This window comes from Curtobacterium sp. Csp2, assembly GCF_013347165.1.
In genome coordinates this window covers 2,023,022-2,038,286 of record NZ_CP054593.1, presented here as the reverse complement: position 1 = coordinate 2,038,286, position 15,265 = coordinate 2,023,022, and the positions used below count along the sequence as shown (strand labels likewise).

The 15,265-nt window shown below is 73.6% G+C and carries 12 protein-coding genes, 2 pseudogenes and 1 other annotated feature (1 of these 15 only partly in view); of the genes and pseudogenes, 7 read left to right on the top strand and 7 right to left on the bottom strand.

The window, feature by feature from the left end; genetic code table 11:
- Positions 1–45: 45 nt before the first annotated feature.
- Both HUN59_RS19675 and HUN59_RS09920 read right to left on the bottom strand, forming a co-directional pair.
- A pseudogene (locus tag HUN59_RS19675) lies at positions 46–174 on the bottom strand (SDR family oxidoreductase); the annotation flags it as partial.
- 17 nt (positions 175–191) lie between these two features.
- Positions 192–350: a helix-turn-helix domain-containing protein gene (locus tag HUN59_RS09920; RefSeq protein WP_254630053.1), complete on the bottom strand. Its 159-nt coding sequence runs from the start codon at positions 348–350 to the stop codon at positions 192–194.
- A 62-nt stretch (positions 351–412) separates the two neighbouring features.
- On the opposite strand from HUN59_RS09920, the gene HUN59_RS09915 reads away from it, so the two are divergent.
- Positions 413–781, top strand: coding sequence for an SDR family NAD(P)-dependent oxidoreductase (locus tag HUN59_RS09915; RefSeq protein ID WP_174778240.1), 369 nt, complete (start codon positions 413–415; stop codon positions 779–781).
- 89 nt (positions 782–870) lie between these two features.
- On the opposite strand, the gene HUN59_RS09910 is transcribed toward HUN59_RS09915, so the two are convergent.
- Together HUN59_RS09910 and HUN59_RS09905 are read right to left on the bottom strand one after the other, a co-directional pair.
- Positions 871–1,800 (bottom strand): NADP-dependent oxidoreductase, encoded by a 930-nt coding sequence (locus HUN59_RS09910; protein WP_174778239.1) that lies wholly within the window; start codon positions 1,798–1,800, stop codon positions 871–873.
- 102 nt (positions 1,801–1,902) lie between these two features.
- Positions 1,903–2,760: a hypothetical protein gene (locus HUN59_RS09905; RefSeq protein ID WP_174778238.1), complete on the bottom strand. Its 858-nt coding sequence runs from the start codon at positions 2,758–2,760 to the stop codon at positions 1,903–1,905.
- Between the two features lie 178 nt (positions 2,761–2,938).
- On the opposite strand from HUN59_RS09905, the gene HUN59_RS09900 reads away from it, so the two are divergent.
- From HUN59_RS09900 to HUN59_RS09875, 6 genes and pseudogenes are all read left to right on the top strand, one after another.
- The gene (locus HUN59_RS09900) at positions 2,939–5,359 is read left to right on the top strand and encodes an excinuclease ABC subunit UvrA (protein ID WP_174778237.1); all 2,421 of its coding nucleotides are present in this window, start codon (positions 2,939–2,941) and stop codon (positions 5,357–5,359) included.
- Between the two features lie 158 nt (positions 5,360–5,517).
- Positions 5,518–6,363, top strand: a complete 846-nt coding sequence (locus HUN59_RS09895) for an ABC transporter ATP-binding protein (protein WP_174778236.1) — start codon at positions 5,518–5,520, stop codon at positions 6,361–6,363.
- Positions 6,360–7,241 (top strand): ABC transporter permease, encoded by an 882-nt coding sequence (locus HUN59_RS09890; RefSeq protein WP_174778235.1) that lies wholly within the window; start codon positions 6,360–6,362, stop codon positions 7,239–7,241. Before HUN59_RS09895 ends, HUN59_RS09890 begins: the two co-directional genes overlap by 4 nt.
- 52 nt (positions 7,242–7,293) lie before the next feature.
- A complete protein-coding gene (locus HUN59_RS09885; RefSeq protein ID WP_174778234.1) occupies positions 7,294–8,505 on the top strand; it encodes a sensor histidine kinase in 1,212 nt (403 codons plus the stop codon).
- Positions 8,502–8,780: pseudogene (locus tag HUN59_RS09880) on the top strand (response regulator); the annotation flags it as partial. The gene HUN59_RS09885 and the pseudogene HUN59_RS09880, both read left to right, overlap by 4 nt.
- 256 nt (positions 8,781–9,036) lie before the next feature.
- Positions 9,037–9,327, top strand: a complete 291-nt coding sequence (locus HUN59_RS09875; protein ID WP_174778233.1) for a glycoside hydrolase family 2 protein — start codon at positions 9,037–9,039, stop codon at positions 9,325–9,327.
- Positions 9,328–9,379: 52 nt separating this feature from the next.
- Here the strand turns inward: HUN59_RS09875 and HUN59_RS09870 are convergent, their stop codons facing one another.
- The 3 genes from HUN59_RS09870 to HUN59_RS09860 form a co-directional block, all read right to left on the bottom strand.
- The gene (locus HUN59_RS09870; protein ID WP_174778232.1) at positions 9,380–11,533 is read right to left on the bottom strand and encodes an alpha-galactosidase; all 2,154 of its coding nucleotides are present in this window, start codon (positions 11,531–11,533) and stop codon (positions 9,380–9,382) included.
- Entirely contained in the window at positions 11,530–13,545 is a 2,016-nt protein-coding gene (locus HUN59_RS09865) for a beta-galactosidase (protein WP_254629850.1), read from the bottom strand. Before HUN59_RS09865 ends, HUN59_RS09870 begins: the two co-directional genes overlap by 4 nt.
- An 89-nt stretch (positions 13,546–13,634) precedes the next feature.
- Positions 13,635–14,798, bottom strand: a complete 1,164-nt coding sequence (locus HUN59_RS09860) for an ROK family transcriptional regulator (RefSeq protein WP_174778230.1) — start codon at positions 14,796–14,798, stop codon at positions 13,635–13,637.
- Between the two features lie 297 nt (positions 14,799–15,095).
- Positions 15,096–15,265, bottom strand: a sequence feature (16S ribosomal RNA rRNA prediction is too short) (it continues 156 nt past the right edge of the window).

Here is a 15,265-nt window from a genome sequence, read left to right as displayed (position 1 = left end):
GCCAGCTGGAACCGTGCCTCCCGTCCGTCTGCTGCTCGCGCGCCGTCAGCCGAGCCGCGTCGACGCGATCCCGCCGTCGACGTCGATCGTGCCGCCCGTGACGAACGCGGCCTGGTCGGAGGCGACCCACCGGACCGCGCGCGCGACCTCGACCGGCTGGACCGGCCGGCTCGCCGGGGTGCCCTGCGCACCTACACCGCCGTCGCCAACGCGAGCTGCGCCCGCGCCACCACCGCATCCGCGGCCGGCGGCCGCCCGTACGCCTCCCGGTAGTCCCGCGAGAAGTGCGACGCACTCCGGAACCCGACCGCAGCCGCAGCCCGCGCCGCGGTGTCCCCGTGCACGACCATCCGCCGCCGCGCCTCCTCCAGCCGCGTCCGTTTGCGGTACTGCGCCGGCGTCATCTCCGGGCATGGAGGAGCGCGGCGACGGCGTCATCGTGAACATCGGCTCGTGGATGGCGCGCGTGGGCGTCCAGTTCATGGCGCTCTACCCCGCGACGAAGGCCGCGGTCGAGCATCTCACCCGAGCGTGGGCAGCGGAGTACGGACACCGCGGCATCCGCGTGGTCACGGTGGCGCCGGGTGCGACGTCGACGCCGGGGAACGCCGACTCGGCCGAGGTCCTCGCGGCGATGACGCAGGGCACCCCGGCGAGCCGGCCGGTCCAGCCGGTCGAGGTCGCGCGCGCGGTCCGGTGGGTCGCCTCCGACCAGGCCGCGTTCGTCACGGGCGGCACGATCGACGTCGACGGCGGGATCGCGTCGACGCGGCTCGGCTGACGGCGCGCGAGCAGCAGACGGACGGGAGGCACGGTNCCAGCTGGNACCGTGCCTCCCGTCCGTCTGCTGCTCGCCCGGGCGACCGCCACTCACCAGGTGAGCACGAACCGTCCGCGCGTCCCGCCGGCGGCGAGGCGCTCGTGCGCCTCCCCCGCCCGCGCAGCGGGCAGCACCTCCGCGACCCTGGGCGTCAGGACCCCGTCCTCCACCGCCTGTCGGAGCTCCTCGAGCAGGTCGAACGACGTGTACTCCGAGAACACCATGATCCGTTCGAACCGGATGCCGCGAGCGCCGTTGCCCTCCCAGCCCCGGACGTCCGCGAAGACCCCGCCGTCGCGGACCGCGTCGACGACCTCCTCGCGCTGGACCGCTGCGTCGGCGAGCGCGTCGGCTCCGTCCGGCACGATCCCGCGGACGGCTGCGGCGAACCCGTCGCCGCGCCGCACGACGTGGTCGGGGCCGAGCGAGCGGACGAGCTCCTCGTCCTTCGGGGCGGCGTCGGCGATGACCGTGATCCCCCGCTGCTTCGCGAGCTGGACGACGTAGTTCCCGAGCAGCCCAGCGGCGCCGGTCACCGCGAGGGTGTCCCCCGGCGACAGTGCGGCGCGCCCGAGGATCTGGAGCGCGGTCAGGCCGTTCATCGGCACGGTGGCGGCCTCCTCGATCGAGGTACCGGCAGGGATGCGCGTGAAGGAGCCGACCGGGGCGACGAGCTGCTCGACGTAGGCACCGCCGTGCTCGGACAGTGGGAGGGCCATCGCCATGACCTGGTCGCCCACCTGCCAGCCGTGCACGTCGGGACCGACCTCGTCGACCACGCCGGCGGCGTCCATCCCGGGCACGTACGGCGGCGCGGTGTCGGTCTCCCGCTGCCCCTCACGCACGCTCGTGTCGGTGGGGTTCACGGCGAACGCCTGCACCCGGATGCGGACGGTGCCGGGGCCGGCGTGCGGCTCCGGGACCTCGTGGACGGCGAGGGCTTCGGGCCCTCCGAACGTTTCGACTCCGACGACCTGCATGTCCTCCGGTCTACCCGCCGTCCAGCCCGGGGACTCAGCGGACGTTGCAGGAGCGAACACCCGCGGCCGACGCCGAGCGGTCGCGCTCGGGACCGCTGCCGGTCAGTCCTCGTCGACGGCGTCCGGGTCGACCAGGCACCCGCTCTCGAGCAGCACGTCCTCGGCGCGCTGCCCGATCGTCGCCCGGCCGTGCCAGTCCGGTGCGGACAGGTGTCCACCGCCGCCGTCGAACCGCTGGGTCAGCTCGTAGCCCTCGTCCTGCAGCAGGCGGATCGCCGGCGCGCTCATCCGGGCACCCTCAGCGTCCGACACCGTCGCGGACGGCGACGGCAACTGCGGACCGGTCGCCGCCGTCGCGGGAGCTGACGGCGCTCCGTCCCCGACGAACCAGGAGTAGCGGACCATCGTGCCCACGCCGTGGTTGTCCAGTCGGCAGGTGTCCGTCTCGACCTCGGCCGACGGCGACGAACTGTCCCGACCCATCGCCGCGACGACCCGGTCGCCGAGGGACCGCAGCTCCTCCCGCGCCTGCGCCACGGTGCGCGCCGTCTCCTGGTCCGTCGGCGGCTGCGCACGCTCGGCAGCGTCGGAGGCCATGCGCACCCCCTGGACGAACGGCAGTGGCAACAGCGTCACCCCGCCCAAGGCCGTCAGGAGCAGGCACACGGCCGGACCGACGACACGCGCCGACCGGCCGTTCCGCTGCTCCCTGCGCAGCCGGAGGAAGCCCGAGAGCGGCACGCCGAATCCGAGCGCCGCCGCGACCAGGTAGGCGAGGAGCATGCCGCCGTCGGACCACCGGTCCGACCACGGCCCGGCAGTGGACAGGACGGAGGCCAGGGCCAACCACCAGCCGACGAACAACGCGACGATGCTGCCCGCGATCCACCTACCGGCGCTCGCGCGGCCCTCGCCGGCCGGGGCGCCGCCGCCCCGCGCCTCGTCATCGTCCCCAGTCATGCCTCCCCTTCCCCTCGCCCACCGTACCGACCGCCGACCGGGAGGCACGGTGCCAGCCCGCCCCGTGCCTCCCGTCCGTCTCCCGGTCACCGCCGCAGCCGGCCCACCGCGGCCCGCGCCTCCAGTCCGGACGAGCGGTCCGGAACGGCGCCCGACGGTTCCGCCTACGCTCGAACGAATGCCCGCCCCGCACCACCCAGCCGACCAGCCGTCGTCGTCCGACGGGTTCATCCGCGTCCGCGGCGCCCGCGAGCACAACCTGCAGGACGTGGACGTGGACATCCCCCGCGACCGCATCGTCGCCTTCACGGGCGTGTCCGGCTCCGGGAAGTCGAGCCTCGCGTTCGGCACGGTCTTCGCCGAGGCGCAGCGCCGCTTCCTGGAGTCCGTCGCCCCGTACGCCCGCCGGCTCATCGCGCAGGGCAGCACCCCGCTTGTCGACTCGATCACGGGCCTGCCGCCGGCCGTCGCCCTGCAGCAGCGCCGTGGCGCCCCGAGCACCCGTTCGACGGTGGGCACGCTGACGACCCTGAGCAACTCCGTCCGCATGCTCTACTCGCGCGCCGGCACCTACCCCGAGGGCGCCGAGCAGCTGTACTCGGACTCGTTCTCGCCGAACACCGCGACCGGGGCGTGCCCGCGCTGCCACGGGCTCGGGACGGCGCACGAGGTGACCGAGGCCTCCGCCGTGCACGACCCCTCGCTGAGCATCCGAGACGGCGCGATCACCGCGTGGCCCGGCGCGTGGCAGGGCAAGAACCTCCGTGACGTCACGGCGGTGCTCGGCTACGACATCGACCGGCCGTGGCGGGACCTGCCGCAGGCGGACCGCGACTGGCTGCTGTTCACCGAGGAGCAGCCCGTCGTGCAGGTCCACCCGAAGCGCGACCGGGTCGCGAAGCCCTACAAGGGGCGCTTCTGGAGCGCCCGGCAGTACACGCTCCACACGCTCGCGGACTCGCAGAGCGAGGCCCAGCGGAACAAGGCGATGCGCTTCGTCGAGTCCGGCCCGTGCCAGCTCTGCGGCGGCTCCGGGCTCACCCGCGCGGCGCTCGCGGTGACGTTCGGCGGACTGTCGATCGCCCGGTTCAACGCGCTGCCGCTCACCGAGGTCGCCGAGGTCCTCCGGCCGGCGGCGACGCTGACGGACCCCGCGCCCGCGCAGAGCCGGGTCACGTCCGGCGAGCGGTCCGAGGTGGCGAAGTCGATCGCCGCGGACCTGCTGTCCCGTGTCGAGGTCCTCACCGGACTCGGGCTCGGCTACCTCGGGCTCGACCGGGCAACGCCGACGCTCTCCCCCGGCGAGATGCAGCGACTCCGCATCGCTACTCAGCTCCGCTCGGGCTTGTTCGGGGTCGTGTACGTCCTCGACGAGCCGAGCGCTGGCCTGCACCCCGCGGACGCCGAGCCCTTGGTCCGGGTCCTCGAGGACCTCCGCGCGAGCGGCAACAGCGTCTTCGTGGTCGAGCACGACATGGACATCGTCCGGCAGGCGGACTGGATCGTCGACGTCGGCCCCGGCGCGGGGTCCGGCGGCGGCTGCGTCCTGTACAGCGGTCCGCCCGAGGGACTCGCCGAGGTGTCGGAGAGCGTCACCCGGCGGTTCCTGCAGCCGGCACGGGCGGTCCCGGCGCACGAGCAGCGCACGCCCGTCGGCACCCTCGAGATCCGGGACGTGTCGCTGCACAACCTCGACCACCTCGACGTCGACCTGCCCCTCGGGGTCATGACCGCGGTCACCGGCGTGTCCGGTTCGGGCAAGTCCTCGCTCGTCGGCGGTGTCCTGCCCACCGTCGCGACCTCGCACCCGATCGTCAGCCGCGTGGTCGAGGTCGACCAGAAGCCGATCGGCCGCACGCCCCGCTCGAACCTCGCGACGTACACGGGGCTGTTCGACGCCGTCCGCCAGGCCTTCGCCGCCACGGACGACGCCCGGGACCGCGGCTGGTCCGCCGGGCGCTTCTCGTTCAACGTCGAGGGTGGCCGGTGCGAGGTCTGCCAGGGCGAGGGGTCCGTCTCGGTCGAGCTCCTGTTCCTGCCGGGCAGCTGGGCGCCGTGCCCCGAGTGCCACGGCTCCCGGTACAACGCCGAGACGCTCGAGGTCCACCGGAACGGTGCGTCGATCGCCGACGTCCTCGGCATGACGGTCGACGAGGCCGCCGCAGCGCTCGACGACCTGCCCGCCGCCGCCCGCGCGCTCGACGCCCTCCGCAGCGTCGGACTCGGGTACCTCCGGCTCGGGCAGCCCGCGCCGGAGCTGTCCGGCGGCGAGGCGCAGCGCATCAAGCTCGCCACCGAACTCCAGCGCGCCCGCTCCGGCCACACGCTCTACCTGCTCGACGAGCCGACGACCGGGCTCCACCCGGCGGACGTCGAGCTGCTCACCGCCCAGCTCGCACGGCTCACCGACGCGGGCAACACCGTCGTGGTCGTCGAGCACACCATGTCGGTCGTCGCGCAGGCGGACCACGTCATCGACATGGGGCCGTCCGGCGGGGACGAGGGCGGCCGCGTGGTCGCGGCCGGCACACCGGCCGCGGTCGCGGCAGCGCCGGACAGCCGGACCGCGCCCTTCCTGCGGGCGGCGCTCGGTTCCTGACGGGGCCCGGCACCGGCCTGGAGGCACGGGGCGGGCCCGCCACGCGCCTCCCGTCCGTCCGCCGGTCCGTCGGTCCGTCGCGGCATCCTCCGATCGGAGGATGCCGTTCCGCCCGGCCCTCCGATCCGGTGCGGCCATCCGGCGAGGAGGCTGAGGTCATGCCCAGCAGCCCCGCCGTCGAGGTCGAGCACCTCTCGAAGCAGTACCCGAACGGCAAGCGCGCCGTCACCGACGTCTCGTTCACGATCGACCGCGGCGAGACCTTCGCCCTGCTCGGCCCGAACGGCGCGGGCAAGTCCACGACCGTCGAGATCCTCGAGGGCTACCGGTCCCGGTCGGGCGGTTCCGTTCGGGTCCTCGGCCACGACCCGGCCCGCGCGAGCCGCAGCCACAACGCCCGCGTCGGCATGGTGCTGCAGACGAGCGGCGAGTCCCCGAACGTCACCGTCGCCGAGCAGCTCGCGCACTTCCGGCACCTGTACCCGCGGAGCCGTCCGGTCGAGGAACTCCTCGCGGTCACCGGGCTCCACGAGCAGCGCAACACCCGCATCAGCAAGCTGTCCGGTGGGCAGCGGCGGCGGGTGGACGTGGCCCTGGGGATCATCGGCCGCCCCGAGGTGCTGTTCCTCGACGAACCGACGACCGGCTTCGACCCCGAGGCCCGCCGGCAGTTCTGGCAGCTCATCGAGCAGGTCGCCAACGAGGGCACGACGATCCTGCTCACCACCCACTACCTCGACGAGGCCGCACACCTGGCCGACCGCGCGGCGGTGATCGCCGACGGCAGTCTGATCGACCTTGCCCCGATCGACGAGATCGGTGGCGCCGCGGCCCGCATCCCGGTCGTCCGGTGGCGGGACGACGACGGCGCGCAGCACGAGCGACGCACCACGGACCCGGTCGCACTGGTCCGCGGCTCGACCGGGCCGATGCACGACCTGGAGGTCGTCCGCCCTGCACTCGAGGACGTCTACCTCGCCATGATCGCGGAGCACGCAGCATGAACGCCGCGACGCCCGGCCCGGTTCGCGACGACCCGGTGCGCAGTGGCCCGGCCCGCATCGGCCCGGCCCGCATCGGCCCGGTCCGAACAGGCGCGGTCCGCATCGGGTACGAGGTCCGTTCCTACTTCCGTGCCCCCGACTCCGTGTTCTTCACCTTCCTGTTCCCGATCATCATGCTGGCGCTGTTCTCCGTCGCGTTCGGCAGCGCCCCGGACATCCAGGCCGGCCCGGGCGTCAGCGTCGACTACGCGACCTACTACCTGCCCGGCCTCGTCGCGACCGCCTTCCTGCTCTCCGGCACCCAGTCGCTCGGCGTGGACATCGCCGGCGAGCGAAGCGACGGCACCTTGAAGCGCCTCGGTGGCACCCCGCTGCCCGTGCTCGCGTACTTCGTCGGCAAGGTCGGCATGGTGCTGGTGACCGTCATCGCCCAGGTCGCCCTGCTGCTCGGCATCGCCGCGATCGTCTTCGGCGTGCAGCTGCCCGCCGACGGCGGCGCGTGGGCCCGCTTCGCCGGGATCATGCTGCTCGGCGTCGCCACGAGCTGCGTCCTGGGCATCGCGATCTCGGCGCTCCCCCGCGAGGGCCGACGCGCCACGGCGACCATCGTCCCGATCGTCCTGGTCCTGCAGTTCATCTCCGGCGTGTACCTCCCCTTCACGCAGCTCCCCGACTGGTTGCAGACAGTCGCCGGGGTCTTCCCCCTCCGCTGGATGGCGTCGGGCATGCGGTCGGTGTTCCTCCCCGAGGGCTTCGCGTCCGCCGAACCCGGGGGCGCCTGGCACCTCGGGATCGGTACCGCCGTCCTGACAGCGTGGCTCGTCCTCGGCGCCCTCGTGTGCCTGCTGACGTTCCGGTGGAACCGACGGGATGCCTGACGTTCCTGTGGAGAGACCCGAGCGCGACGGCAACCGGTGGGATGCTGTCCACATGGACCGCAGCGGCACGCACGCCAACCGGGGCCTCCACGTCGCCTTCGGTGTGACCGTCGCGCTCGTCACGGTCATCGCCGCCCTCGGATGGTCCCCGTGGTCGAGCCGCTGGCCGGCGTTCGTGATGCTCGGGGTCCTCGCACTCGCATACGCCGCGTACGGCTGGCGCGGGTACGCCCGACCCCGCGCGGCAGCCGGCTTCGTGCCGGTGCTCGTCGTGGCTGCCCTCGTCCTGCCCGCGGTCGTCCCGAGCACCGCGTTCGTGCAGTGCATCCTGTTCCCGGTCGCCTGGTGCCAGCTCGACCGCGTCCGCACCTCGGTCGCGGTGTCGGTCGTCATCGGGGTCGCCTCGGGCGCTGGCCTGCAGATCGCCTCGGGACCGGCCGCCGTGGTGTCGACGCTCCTCATCGAGAGCGTCAGCGTCGCCGGCGCCTGCGCACTCGGACTGTGGATCACGCGGATCGCCCAGCTGTCCGACGAACGCCGCGTGCTCCTCGAACAGCTGCAAGCCACCCAGGCGTCCCTCGCCGAGGCCCACCGGACGGCCGGCATCACGAGCGAACGCGAACGCCTCGCACGGGAGCTCCACGACACCGTGGCGCAGGACCTGGCGGGCATCGTCATGCTGACCGAGCGTGCCCGCGGCGACCTGGCCGCTCACCGCACGGACCGACTCGACGAACGGCTCGCCGTGCTCGAGGAGTCCGCCCGGACGGCGCTCGAGGGATCCCGCACCCTCGTCGCTGCCGGAGCAGCAGGGGTCGCGAGCGACGGCCTCTGTGCCGCACTGCACCGACTCGGCGAACGGTTTCACCGCGAGACCGGCATCCCGGTCGAGGTCGACGCGTCGGACTCCGCGCTGGACCGCGACGTGCAGGTCGTGCTGCTCCGCGTCGGACAAGAGGCGCTGGCGAACGCCCGCGCACACGCCCGAGCGGAGTCGGTGCAGATGCGCCTCCGCACGGATGCCGATCGCGTCACGCTGCGGGTCGTCGACGACGGAGTGGGCTTCGAGCCGGCCCGTGCCACCGCCGGTCGCGGCCTTCCGGGACTGCGCGATCGACTCACCCTGGCCGGGGGCACCTGCACGGTCACGTCCGCACACGGCTCCGGAACCGTGGTCGAAGCCGCCCTGCCGCTCCAGCTCGTCACGACCGGCACACTCGCACCTGCTCAGGCCGTCGCCGTCCCCCCGCCGGTGCCCGCGTGATCCGGGTCGTCGTCGCGGACGACCACCCCATCGTCCGCGCGGGCATCGTCGCCCTGCTGCAGGACGCCGACGACGTGCAAGTGGTCGGCCAGGCCAGTGACGGCGAGACCGCGGTCCGCCTCGCACTCGCGGAACGGCCGGACGTCGTGCTCATGGACCTGCGGATGCCCGGCATCGACGGCGACCAGGCCACCGCGCGCATCCTGGCCCGCGAGCCCGGGGTTCGCGTGCTCATCCTCACCACGTACGAGTCCGACGACCAGATCCTCGCCGCGATCGAGGCGGGCGCCGCAGGCTACCTGCTCAAGGCGGCCCCGGAGTCCGACATCCTGGCGGGCCTCCGGGCCACTGCCCGCGGCGAGACCGCCCTCGCGCCGTCCGCCGCCGCGGCCCTCGTGCGCCGAGCCACCACGAAGGGTGACGGTCGCCCCGGCCGACGCGGTCCGGGTGCCGCTGCCGGTCGAGGTCGCCCGGTCGGCGGACCCGGCCGGCGAGGTCCTCGTCGTCACCGGCACCTCCTCCGGTCGGCGGGTGCACGACCTTGCCGAGGTGGTGGACCAGCGTCTCGGGCGTCGACCGTTCACGACCGAGGTGGAACGGACCGACGACGGCGCCCGGGTCACGGTGACGGCGACCGGCTACGTCCGCGACCTGTCGCTCTTCCCGGACCGGCTCGCGCCGACCGCCCGGGTCGACGACGGCCTGGTGTCCCTACTGCCCGGCGAGCACGTCGTGTTCACCGTGACCCGCGCAGCCGGCATCGACGCCGACGCGCTCGTCGGGCCGCTCGTCCTCCGGCACGCCGGCGACCTGCTGCACTGACGTGGAACGACGAACGGGGCCGCGCTCGTGCGCGGCCCCGTTCGTCGTCCCGTCAGACCGCCTGCGCCTCGAGCACCAGCGCGGTGCCGGGCGCGAGCGACGGCAGCCGGACCCCGAGGTCCTCGAGCACCGCCCCGGGCAGCTCGACGCTCCCCCGCTCGAGCCACGGCGTCGGGGTGACGTCGACACCCTTCGGCACGCGCAGGCCGGTCACCGGTGCCACCCGGTACCGTCGCGCCCGGTCGAGCCCGCGGAAGCGCAGCGGCACCGCGAGCGCCCGCGGTCCGGTCTCGGTCCGGACGATCCGCGCGAGTGCACGGTCCTGGTCGGCGCCGACGACGACGGTCGTCACGAGTCCCGCGTCGCCGAGGTCCACGTGGTGCACCCGCCCGGAGTGGAGCAGCCCGCGTTCCCGCTTGTACAGCGCGGTCCACTCCCGCAGCCGGTCACGTTCGGCGGGCGTGCAGCGGGTGACGTCGGTCTCGATGCCGGCGCTGCCGAACAGCGACACCGCCATCCGGAAGTCCAGGTCCAGGTGCCGATCGGTGGTGTGGGAGACCTCCGGACCGACGTGCGACCCGATCAGCTCGAGCGGCAGCAGCAACTCGGTCCACCGCTGGATCGCCAGCCGCTCCATCGCGTCGTTCGAGTCCGAGGCCCACACCCGGTCGGTCCGTTCGAGCACGCCGAGGTCGACCCGGGCGCCGCCGGACGCGCAGGACTCGACCTCCAGCCACGGGTGTCGTCGGCGCAGTTCGTCCATCACCGCGTACACGCCACGGGTGTGGGCACCGAGACCGACCCGTCCGGCGTGCACGGTCTGCACGACGTCCCGGTTCTGGTCCCACTTCACGAAGTCGACGTGGTGCTCCTCGATCACCTCGGACATCCGGTCGAGCACGTGCTCGCGGACCGCGGGGTTCGCGAAGTCGAGCGTGTACTCGTGCCGCCACGTCCGAGCCTGGTCGGGGTCCTGCAGGAACCAGTCCGGGTGCGCCTCGGCCAGGGCGGAGACCGGGCTGACGCACTCCGGCTCGAACCAGAGCCCGAAGTCCATCCCGAGCGCACGCACCCCGTCGACGAGCGGGCCGAGCCCGTCCGGCCAGACCTCGGCGTCGACCGTCCAGTCACCGAGCGCCGTCGTGTCGGACCGCCGGCCGGTGAACCACCCGTCGTCGAGCACGAACCGCTCGACCCCGACGTCGGCCGCCGCGCGGGCGAGCTCGAGCAGCGGTTCCAGCTCCTGCCGGTAGTAGACCGCCTCCCACGTGTTGAGGACGACCGGGCGTGGCGTGACCGGGTGCCCTGGCCGCGCGCGCAACGCATCGTGCAGCCGGGCCGACAGCCCGTCGAGCCCCGTGTCGCTCCACACGAACACCGTCTCGGGAGCCGTGAACAAGTCCTGCGGTCGGAGGACGACCTCGCCGGACCGCAGCAGTTCCCCTGCGCCGAGCAGGGTCCGTGCCTCCGCCAACCGGTCGATGCGGTGCACGGTGTCCGCGCTCCACGCCGGGTGCACCGCCCACAGTTCACCGAGCGCGTCGTCGAAGCCGGCCGTGCCGAGGATCGTCAGCGTCGGGGCGTCGTGCCCCGTGCGGCCGCGACGACTCTCGCGCACGTGCACCCCGTCGGTCAGCGCCCGCCGCTGGGGCGTCCGCTCGCGCGTCCACTTCCCGGCCAGGTCGAGCACCTCGGCAGCCCGGTCACCGACCGGCAGCACGGCCTCCAGCGCGCTGAGCTCGACGTCCGCGGCGCCGGTGTTGGTGACCGACTGCCGCACCCGGAGCACACCGTGGGCGTCGAGCACGAGGACGATCGACAGCGTCAGCTCGTCGGACACCGCGTCGACGACGAGCTCACCCTCGGTCCCCCTGACGGCGACCTCGTGCCAGACCGGTACGAGCGGTCGTCCGCCGACCTGCCCGGCGATCCCCGGCCGTCCCTCCCACCCGTCGTGCTCGGTGGGCAGCAGCGTCAGCGGCCACGCGGCGTCGTACGCGCTCGGTGACACCGCCCGCCCCTGCGCCGCGACGAGGTCGTCCGCATCGGTCGCCGACACCGGTCCGGTGTCCCGCCCCCAGTGCAGCACCTCGGGGAGCCCGTCCGGACGCGACGCCACCACCAGCCCGACGCCACCGCCACGCAGCACGTGCACGCTCCGCTCCGGCTGCCCGGCCCGGGCGAGGTCGCGCTCGACGACGGTCATGCGGTCGCCGCCTCGAGCAGCACGCGGACGCCGCCCGCGGGCACGACGGTCTCCGGGCCCTGCCCGGAGCCGTCGAGCAGGTCCGTGCCGGACGCGACGACCGTGACGTCGTCGTCGCGGTGGTTGATGAGGAACAGGACCCCGGAACCGTCGTCGCGGACGCGACGCACCGCCTCCAGGCCGGGAGGCGCGGTGACCGTCCGCGGGACCGCCCGCTCCTCGACGACCCGGTCCACGATCCGCTGCACGCCGTCCTGGTCGAGCATCGCGGAGACGTACCAGGCGCCGCCGCCGGCGGCGCGGCGGGTGACCGCCGGCCGTCCGGCGAGCGGTCCGTCGACGTGCCGGAGCACGACGTCGGCGTCCTCGACCACCAGGTCCTCGGCCCAGTCGGTGACGACCGTGCCGTCGTCGACCCGCGCGTGCTGGTCGCGCTGCAACGGGACGAACTCCTCCGCCCAGACACCCAGCACGTCCCGGAAGGCACCCGGGTAGCCGCCGGTCAGCACCCGCGCGGTCTCGTCGACGATGCCCGAGGCGTAGGTGACGAGCAGGGTCGCGCCGCGGTCGACCACGGCGCTGATGCGTGCTGCCGAGGCCGCGTCGACGACGAACAGGGTCGGCAGCACGACCACGTCGTACCCGCTCAGGTCGGCGTCGAGCGGGACCACGTCCGTGGTGACCTGCCGACGCCAGAACGCGGTGTGCCACGCCCGGACCTCGTGCCCGTAGCGCAGTCCGCGGTGCGGCTTGAGCCCGGCCTGCAGTGCCCAACCCGACGACTCATCGACGACGATCGCGACGCGGGCGGGTTCGACAGGTGCGCCCTGCACCGGGGCGAGGGCCTCGAGCGCACGGCCGAGGGCGCAGACCTCTCGCCAGACGCGGGTACGGGTGCCGGCGTGCGGGACCATCGCGGAGTGGAACTGCTCGGCGCCCGCGGTCGAGGCGCGCCACTGGAAGAACAGCGCCCCGTCCGAGCCGCGTGCGACGTGCGCGAGCGAGTTCCGAACCAGCTCGCCGGGCTCCTTCGCGCGGTTGCGCTGCTGCCAGCTCGGACCGCCGGTCGAGTGCTCCATGAGCAGCCACGGCGTGCGCCCACGGGCGATGCCGCGCATCCGGTCGGCCGAGGCGGCGAGGTCCTCGGCCCGGTCCGGGTCGTCGACGAGCGTGTAGTGGTCGTTCGCGGGGATGGCGACGTGCTGCGCCCAGCGGGCGTAGTCGACCACGTGCGAGCCGGCGCCGACCATGAAGTTCGTGGTGACCGGCACGTCCGAGTGCCGCTCGATCGCGGTACGTTCGGCCGTGTAGTGCGCCAGCAGGGCGTCCGAGGAGTACCGCTCGAAGTCGAGTGCGAGTCCCGGGTTCGGTGCGCCGCCGACCCCGCGCGGCGGCGAGACCTCGTCGAACGACGTGTAGGTGTGCCCCCAGAAGGCCGTCCCCCACGCCGCGTTCGCCGCCTCGACGTCGCCGTACCGGTCACCGAGCCAGCGCCGGAAGTCCGCTGCCGACACCTCGCAGAAGCAGCGGGCGTTGCCGCCGCCGAGCTCGTTGCTGACGTGCCACAACCGGACGGCCGGGTGTCTGCCGTAGCGTTCGGCGATCGCGTCGACGATGCGCAGGGCGTGCGCACGGAACACCGGCGAGGCAGGGCACCAACCGAGCCGGCCCCCGGGGCGTTCGCGCCGTTCGGTGGCGTCGACCGGCAGCACCTCGGGGTGGGCCGTGAGCAGCCAGTTCGGCGGAGCGGCCGTCGGCGTCGCGAGGTCGACCGCGATGCCGTTCGCGTGCAACAGGTCGAGCACCTCGTCGAGCCACGACCAGGTGTACTCCCCCGGCGACCGCTCGAGCAGCGCCCACGAGAACACCCCGACGGTGACCAGGTTGACCCCGGCCTCGCGCATCAGACGGACGTCCTCGTCCCACACCTCGCGCGGCCACTGCTCGGGGCTGAAGTCACCTCCGAACGACAGTCCCTCGGTGGGCCAGGGCACGGAACGGGCAGCGGTCACGACATCTCCTTCGACGGTGGACACGACCAGCATCCCGTCCGTCGAGGACGTTTGTCAACTTGTGAAACTAAGCCCGCTCCGCCGCTCGCTCAGTAGCGAAGGGACCGCCGGATCGCCAGCACCGCGGCCGCACGCGCCCACTCGGAGAACTCGAACGGCTGGACCACGATCGGCACGGCGGCGTCGTACGGCCGGAGCCCCCGGCGGAACGCCTCGTCCACCTCGGCCCGCGCGATGTCGTAGACGGGCAACCCGTCGCCGGTCAGGACGATCGACTCCGGGTCGACGAGGGTCACGACCGATGACAGGAGCGCGCCGAGGGCCGTGCCGGCGTCCCGGAAGGCCTGGAGCGCCCGCGGTTCGCCGTCGCGCGCACGCTCGACCACCTCGTCGTAGCCGTCGTCGGCGGCACCGGCGTTCTTGACGATGATCGAGCTCGGCAGGTAGCTCGACACGCACCCGTGGTGCCCGACGCCGCAGTCGGGGCCGCCGCCGTACACCGGCAGGTGCCCGACGCGACCGAACCGCCCGTGTGACCCCTCGGAGACCTCGCCGTTCGTGACCAAGCCGAACCCGACACCCGTACCCACCGTGACGAGCGCCATGGACCGGACGCCGGCACCGGCCCCGATCCAGTGCTCCTTCGCGGTGAGCGCGTCGACGTCGTTCGACGTGAACGTCACGAGCCCGGTCGCCTCCTCGAGCAGCCCGGACAGCGCCACGTCGCGCCACCCGAGGAACTGCGAGACCTCCACGACGGTGATGCCACCACGCGAGACCACGTCACCTGGTACCGAGACGCCCAGGGCGCAGATCGCCGGCGATGCCCCACGCAGTGCGCCCACGACCTCGGCCACCTGGGCCACCAGTGCGCCCGGCGCAGTGTCCCGCAGGGCCTCCTCGTGCAGCGCGAGCACACGGCCACCCAGGTCGGTGACGGCGGCGTAGACGCGGTCAGGCGTGAGCTTCACGCCGAGGAACTCCCACGACCCGCTGCTCGCGCGCAGGAGTTCCGACGGGCGCCCGGTGGCCCCGCGGACGCCGGTGCCGACCTCGGTGACGAAGCCGTTCTCCTGCAGGGTGCGGACAGCCCGGGTGAGACTGGCAAGGGAGAGCCCGAGCGCACGGGCGATCTCCGCACGTGACAGCACACCGTGCACGAGGATCTGCCGCAGCGCTGCCCGTGTGGCATCGGTGAGCACCGGCCACGCTGCTCCCGGCTCCGGCGGCGTGACCACGAGCTGATCGGTCATCGCTCTCCTTCGTCGTCGGCCGATCATACTGCCGCGACGACGAGCCGACGGCGCCGATCCGATCGCGCCCGAAACGCAGGGAACCCCTGACCAGTCATGGTCAGGGGTTCCCTGGTGTTACCAACGTTGAGTCCGGCGGCGTCCTACTCTCCCACAAGGTCCCCCTTGCAGTACCATCGGCGCTGAGAGGCTTAGCTTCCGGGTTCGGCTTGGTCACGAACGGCGAGGTCTCCGAGGGGTCACACGGGCGGTTCGGTCGCGTCGGGCACCTGCCGGTGTACGGCGGCGGCCCCGACTGCGGCGTCGGGCACCACGGGTGCGTGTCGAGCTACCTGCCGAGCTCGATCATCGTCAAGAACGCCGGTGCCGCCGACGACGGCTACGACGAGGTGGTCGAGCGTGCGCGCGACGGCGAACCGCGGGCGCTCCAGGCCTTCCGGGACGCCGGCACGGCCCTCGGCGCGCTC

What these genes read in the sequence shown, in the direction of transcription:
- HUN59_RS09920 (WP_254630053.1), bottom strand. Translation starts at nt 350, where the DNA reads ATGGTCGTGCACGGGGACACCGCGGCGCGGGCTGCGGCTGCGGTCGGG.
- HUN59_RS09915 (WP_174778240.1), top strand. Translation starts at nt 413, where the DNA reads ATGGAGGAGCGCGGCGACGGCGTCATCGTGAACATCGGCTCGTGGATG.
- HUN59_RS09910 (WP_174778239.1), bottom strand. Translation starts at nt 1,800, where the DNA reads ATGCAGGTCGTCGGAGTCGAAACGTTCGGAGGGCCCGAAGCCCTCGCC.
- HUN59_RS09905 (WP_174778238.1), bottom strand. Translation starts at nt 2,760, where the DNA reads ATGACTGGGGACGATGACGAGGCGCGGGGCGGCGGCGCCCCGGCCGGC.
- HUN59_RS09900 (WP_174778237.1), top strand. Translation starts at nt 2,939, where the DNA reads ATGCCCGCCCCGCACCACCCAGCCGACCAGCCGTCGTCGTCCGACGGG.
- HUN59_RS09895 (WP_174778236.1), top strand. Translation starts at nt 5,518, where the DNA reads ATGCCCAGCAGCCCCGCCGTCGAGGTCGAGCACCTCTCGAAGCAGTAC.
- HUN59_RS09890 (WP_174778235.1), top strand. Translation starts at nt 6,360, where the DNA reads ATGAACGCCGCGACGCCCGGCCCGGTTCGCGACGACCCGGTGCGCAGT.
- HUN59_RS09885 (WP_174778234.1), top strand. Translation starts at nt 7,294, where the DNA reads ATGGACCGCAGCGGCACGCACGCCAACCGGGGCCTCCACGTCGCCTTC.
- HUN59_RS09870 (WP_174778232.1), bottom strand. Translation starts at nt 11,533, where the DNA reads ATGACCGTCGTCGAGCGCGACCTCGCCCGGGCCGGGCAGCCGGAGCGG.
- HUN59_RS09860 (WP_174778230.1), bottom strand. Translation starts at nt 14,798, where the DNA reads ATGACCGATCAGCTCGTGGTCACGCCGCCGGAGCCGGGAGCAGCGTGG.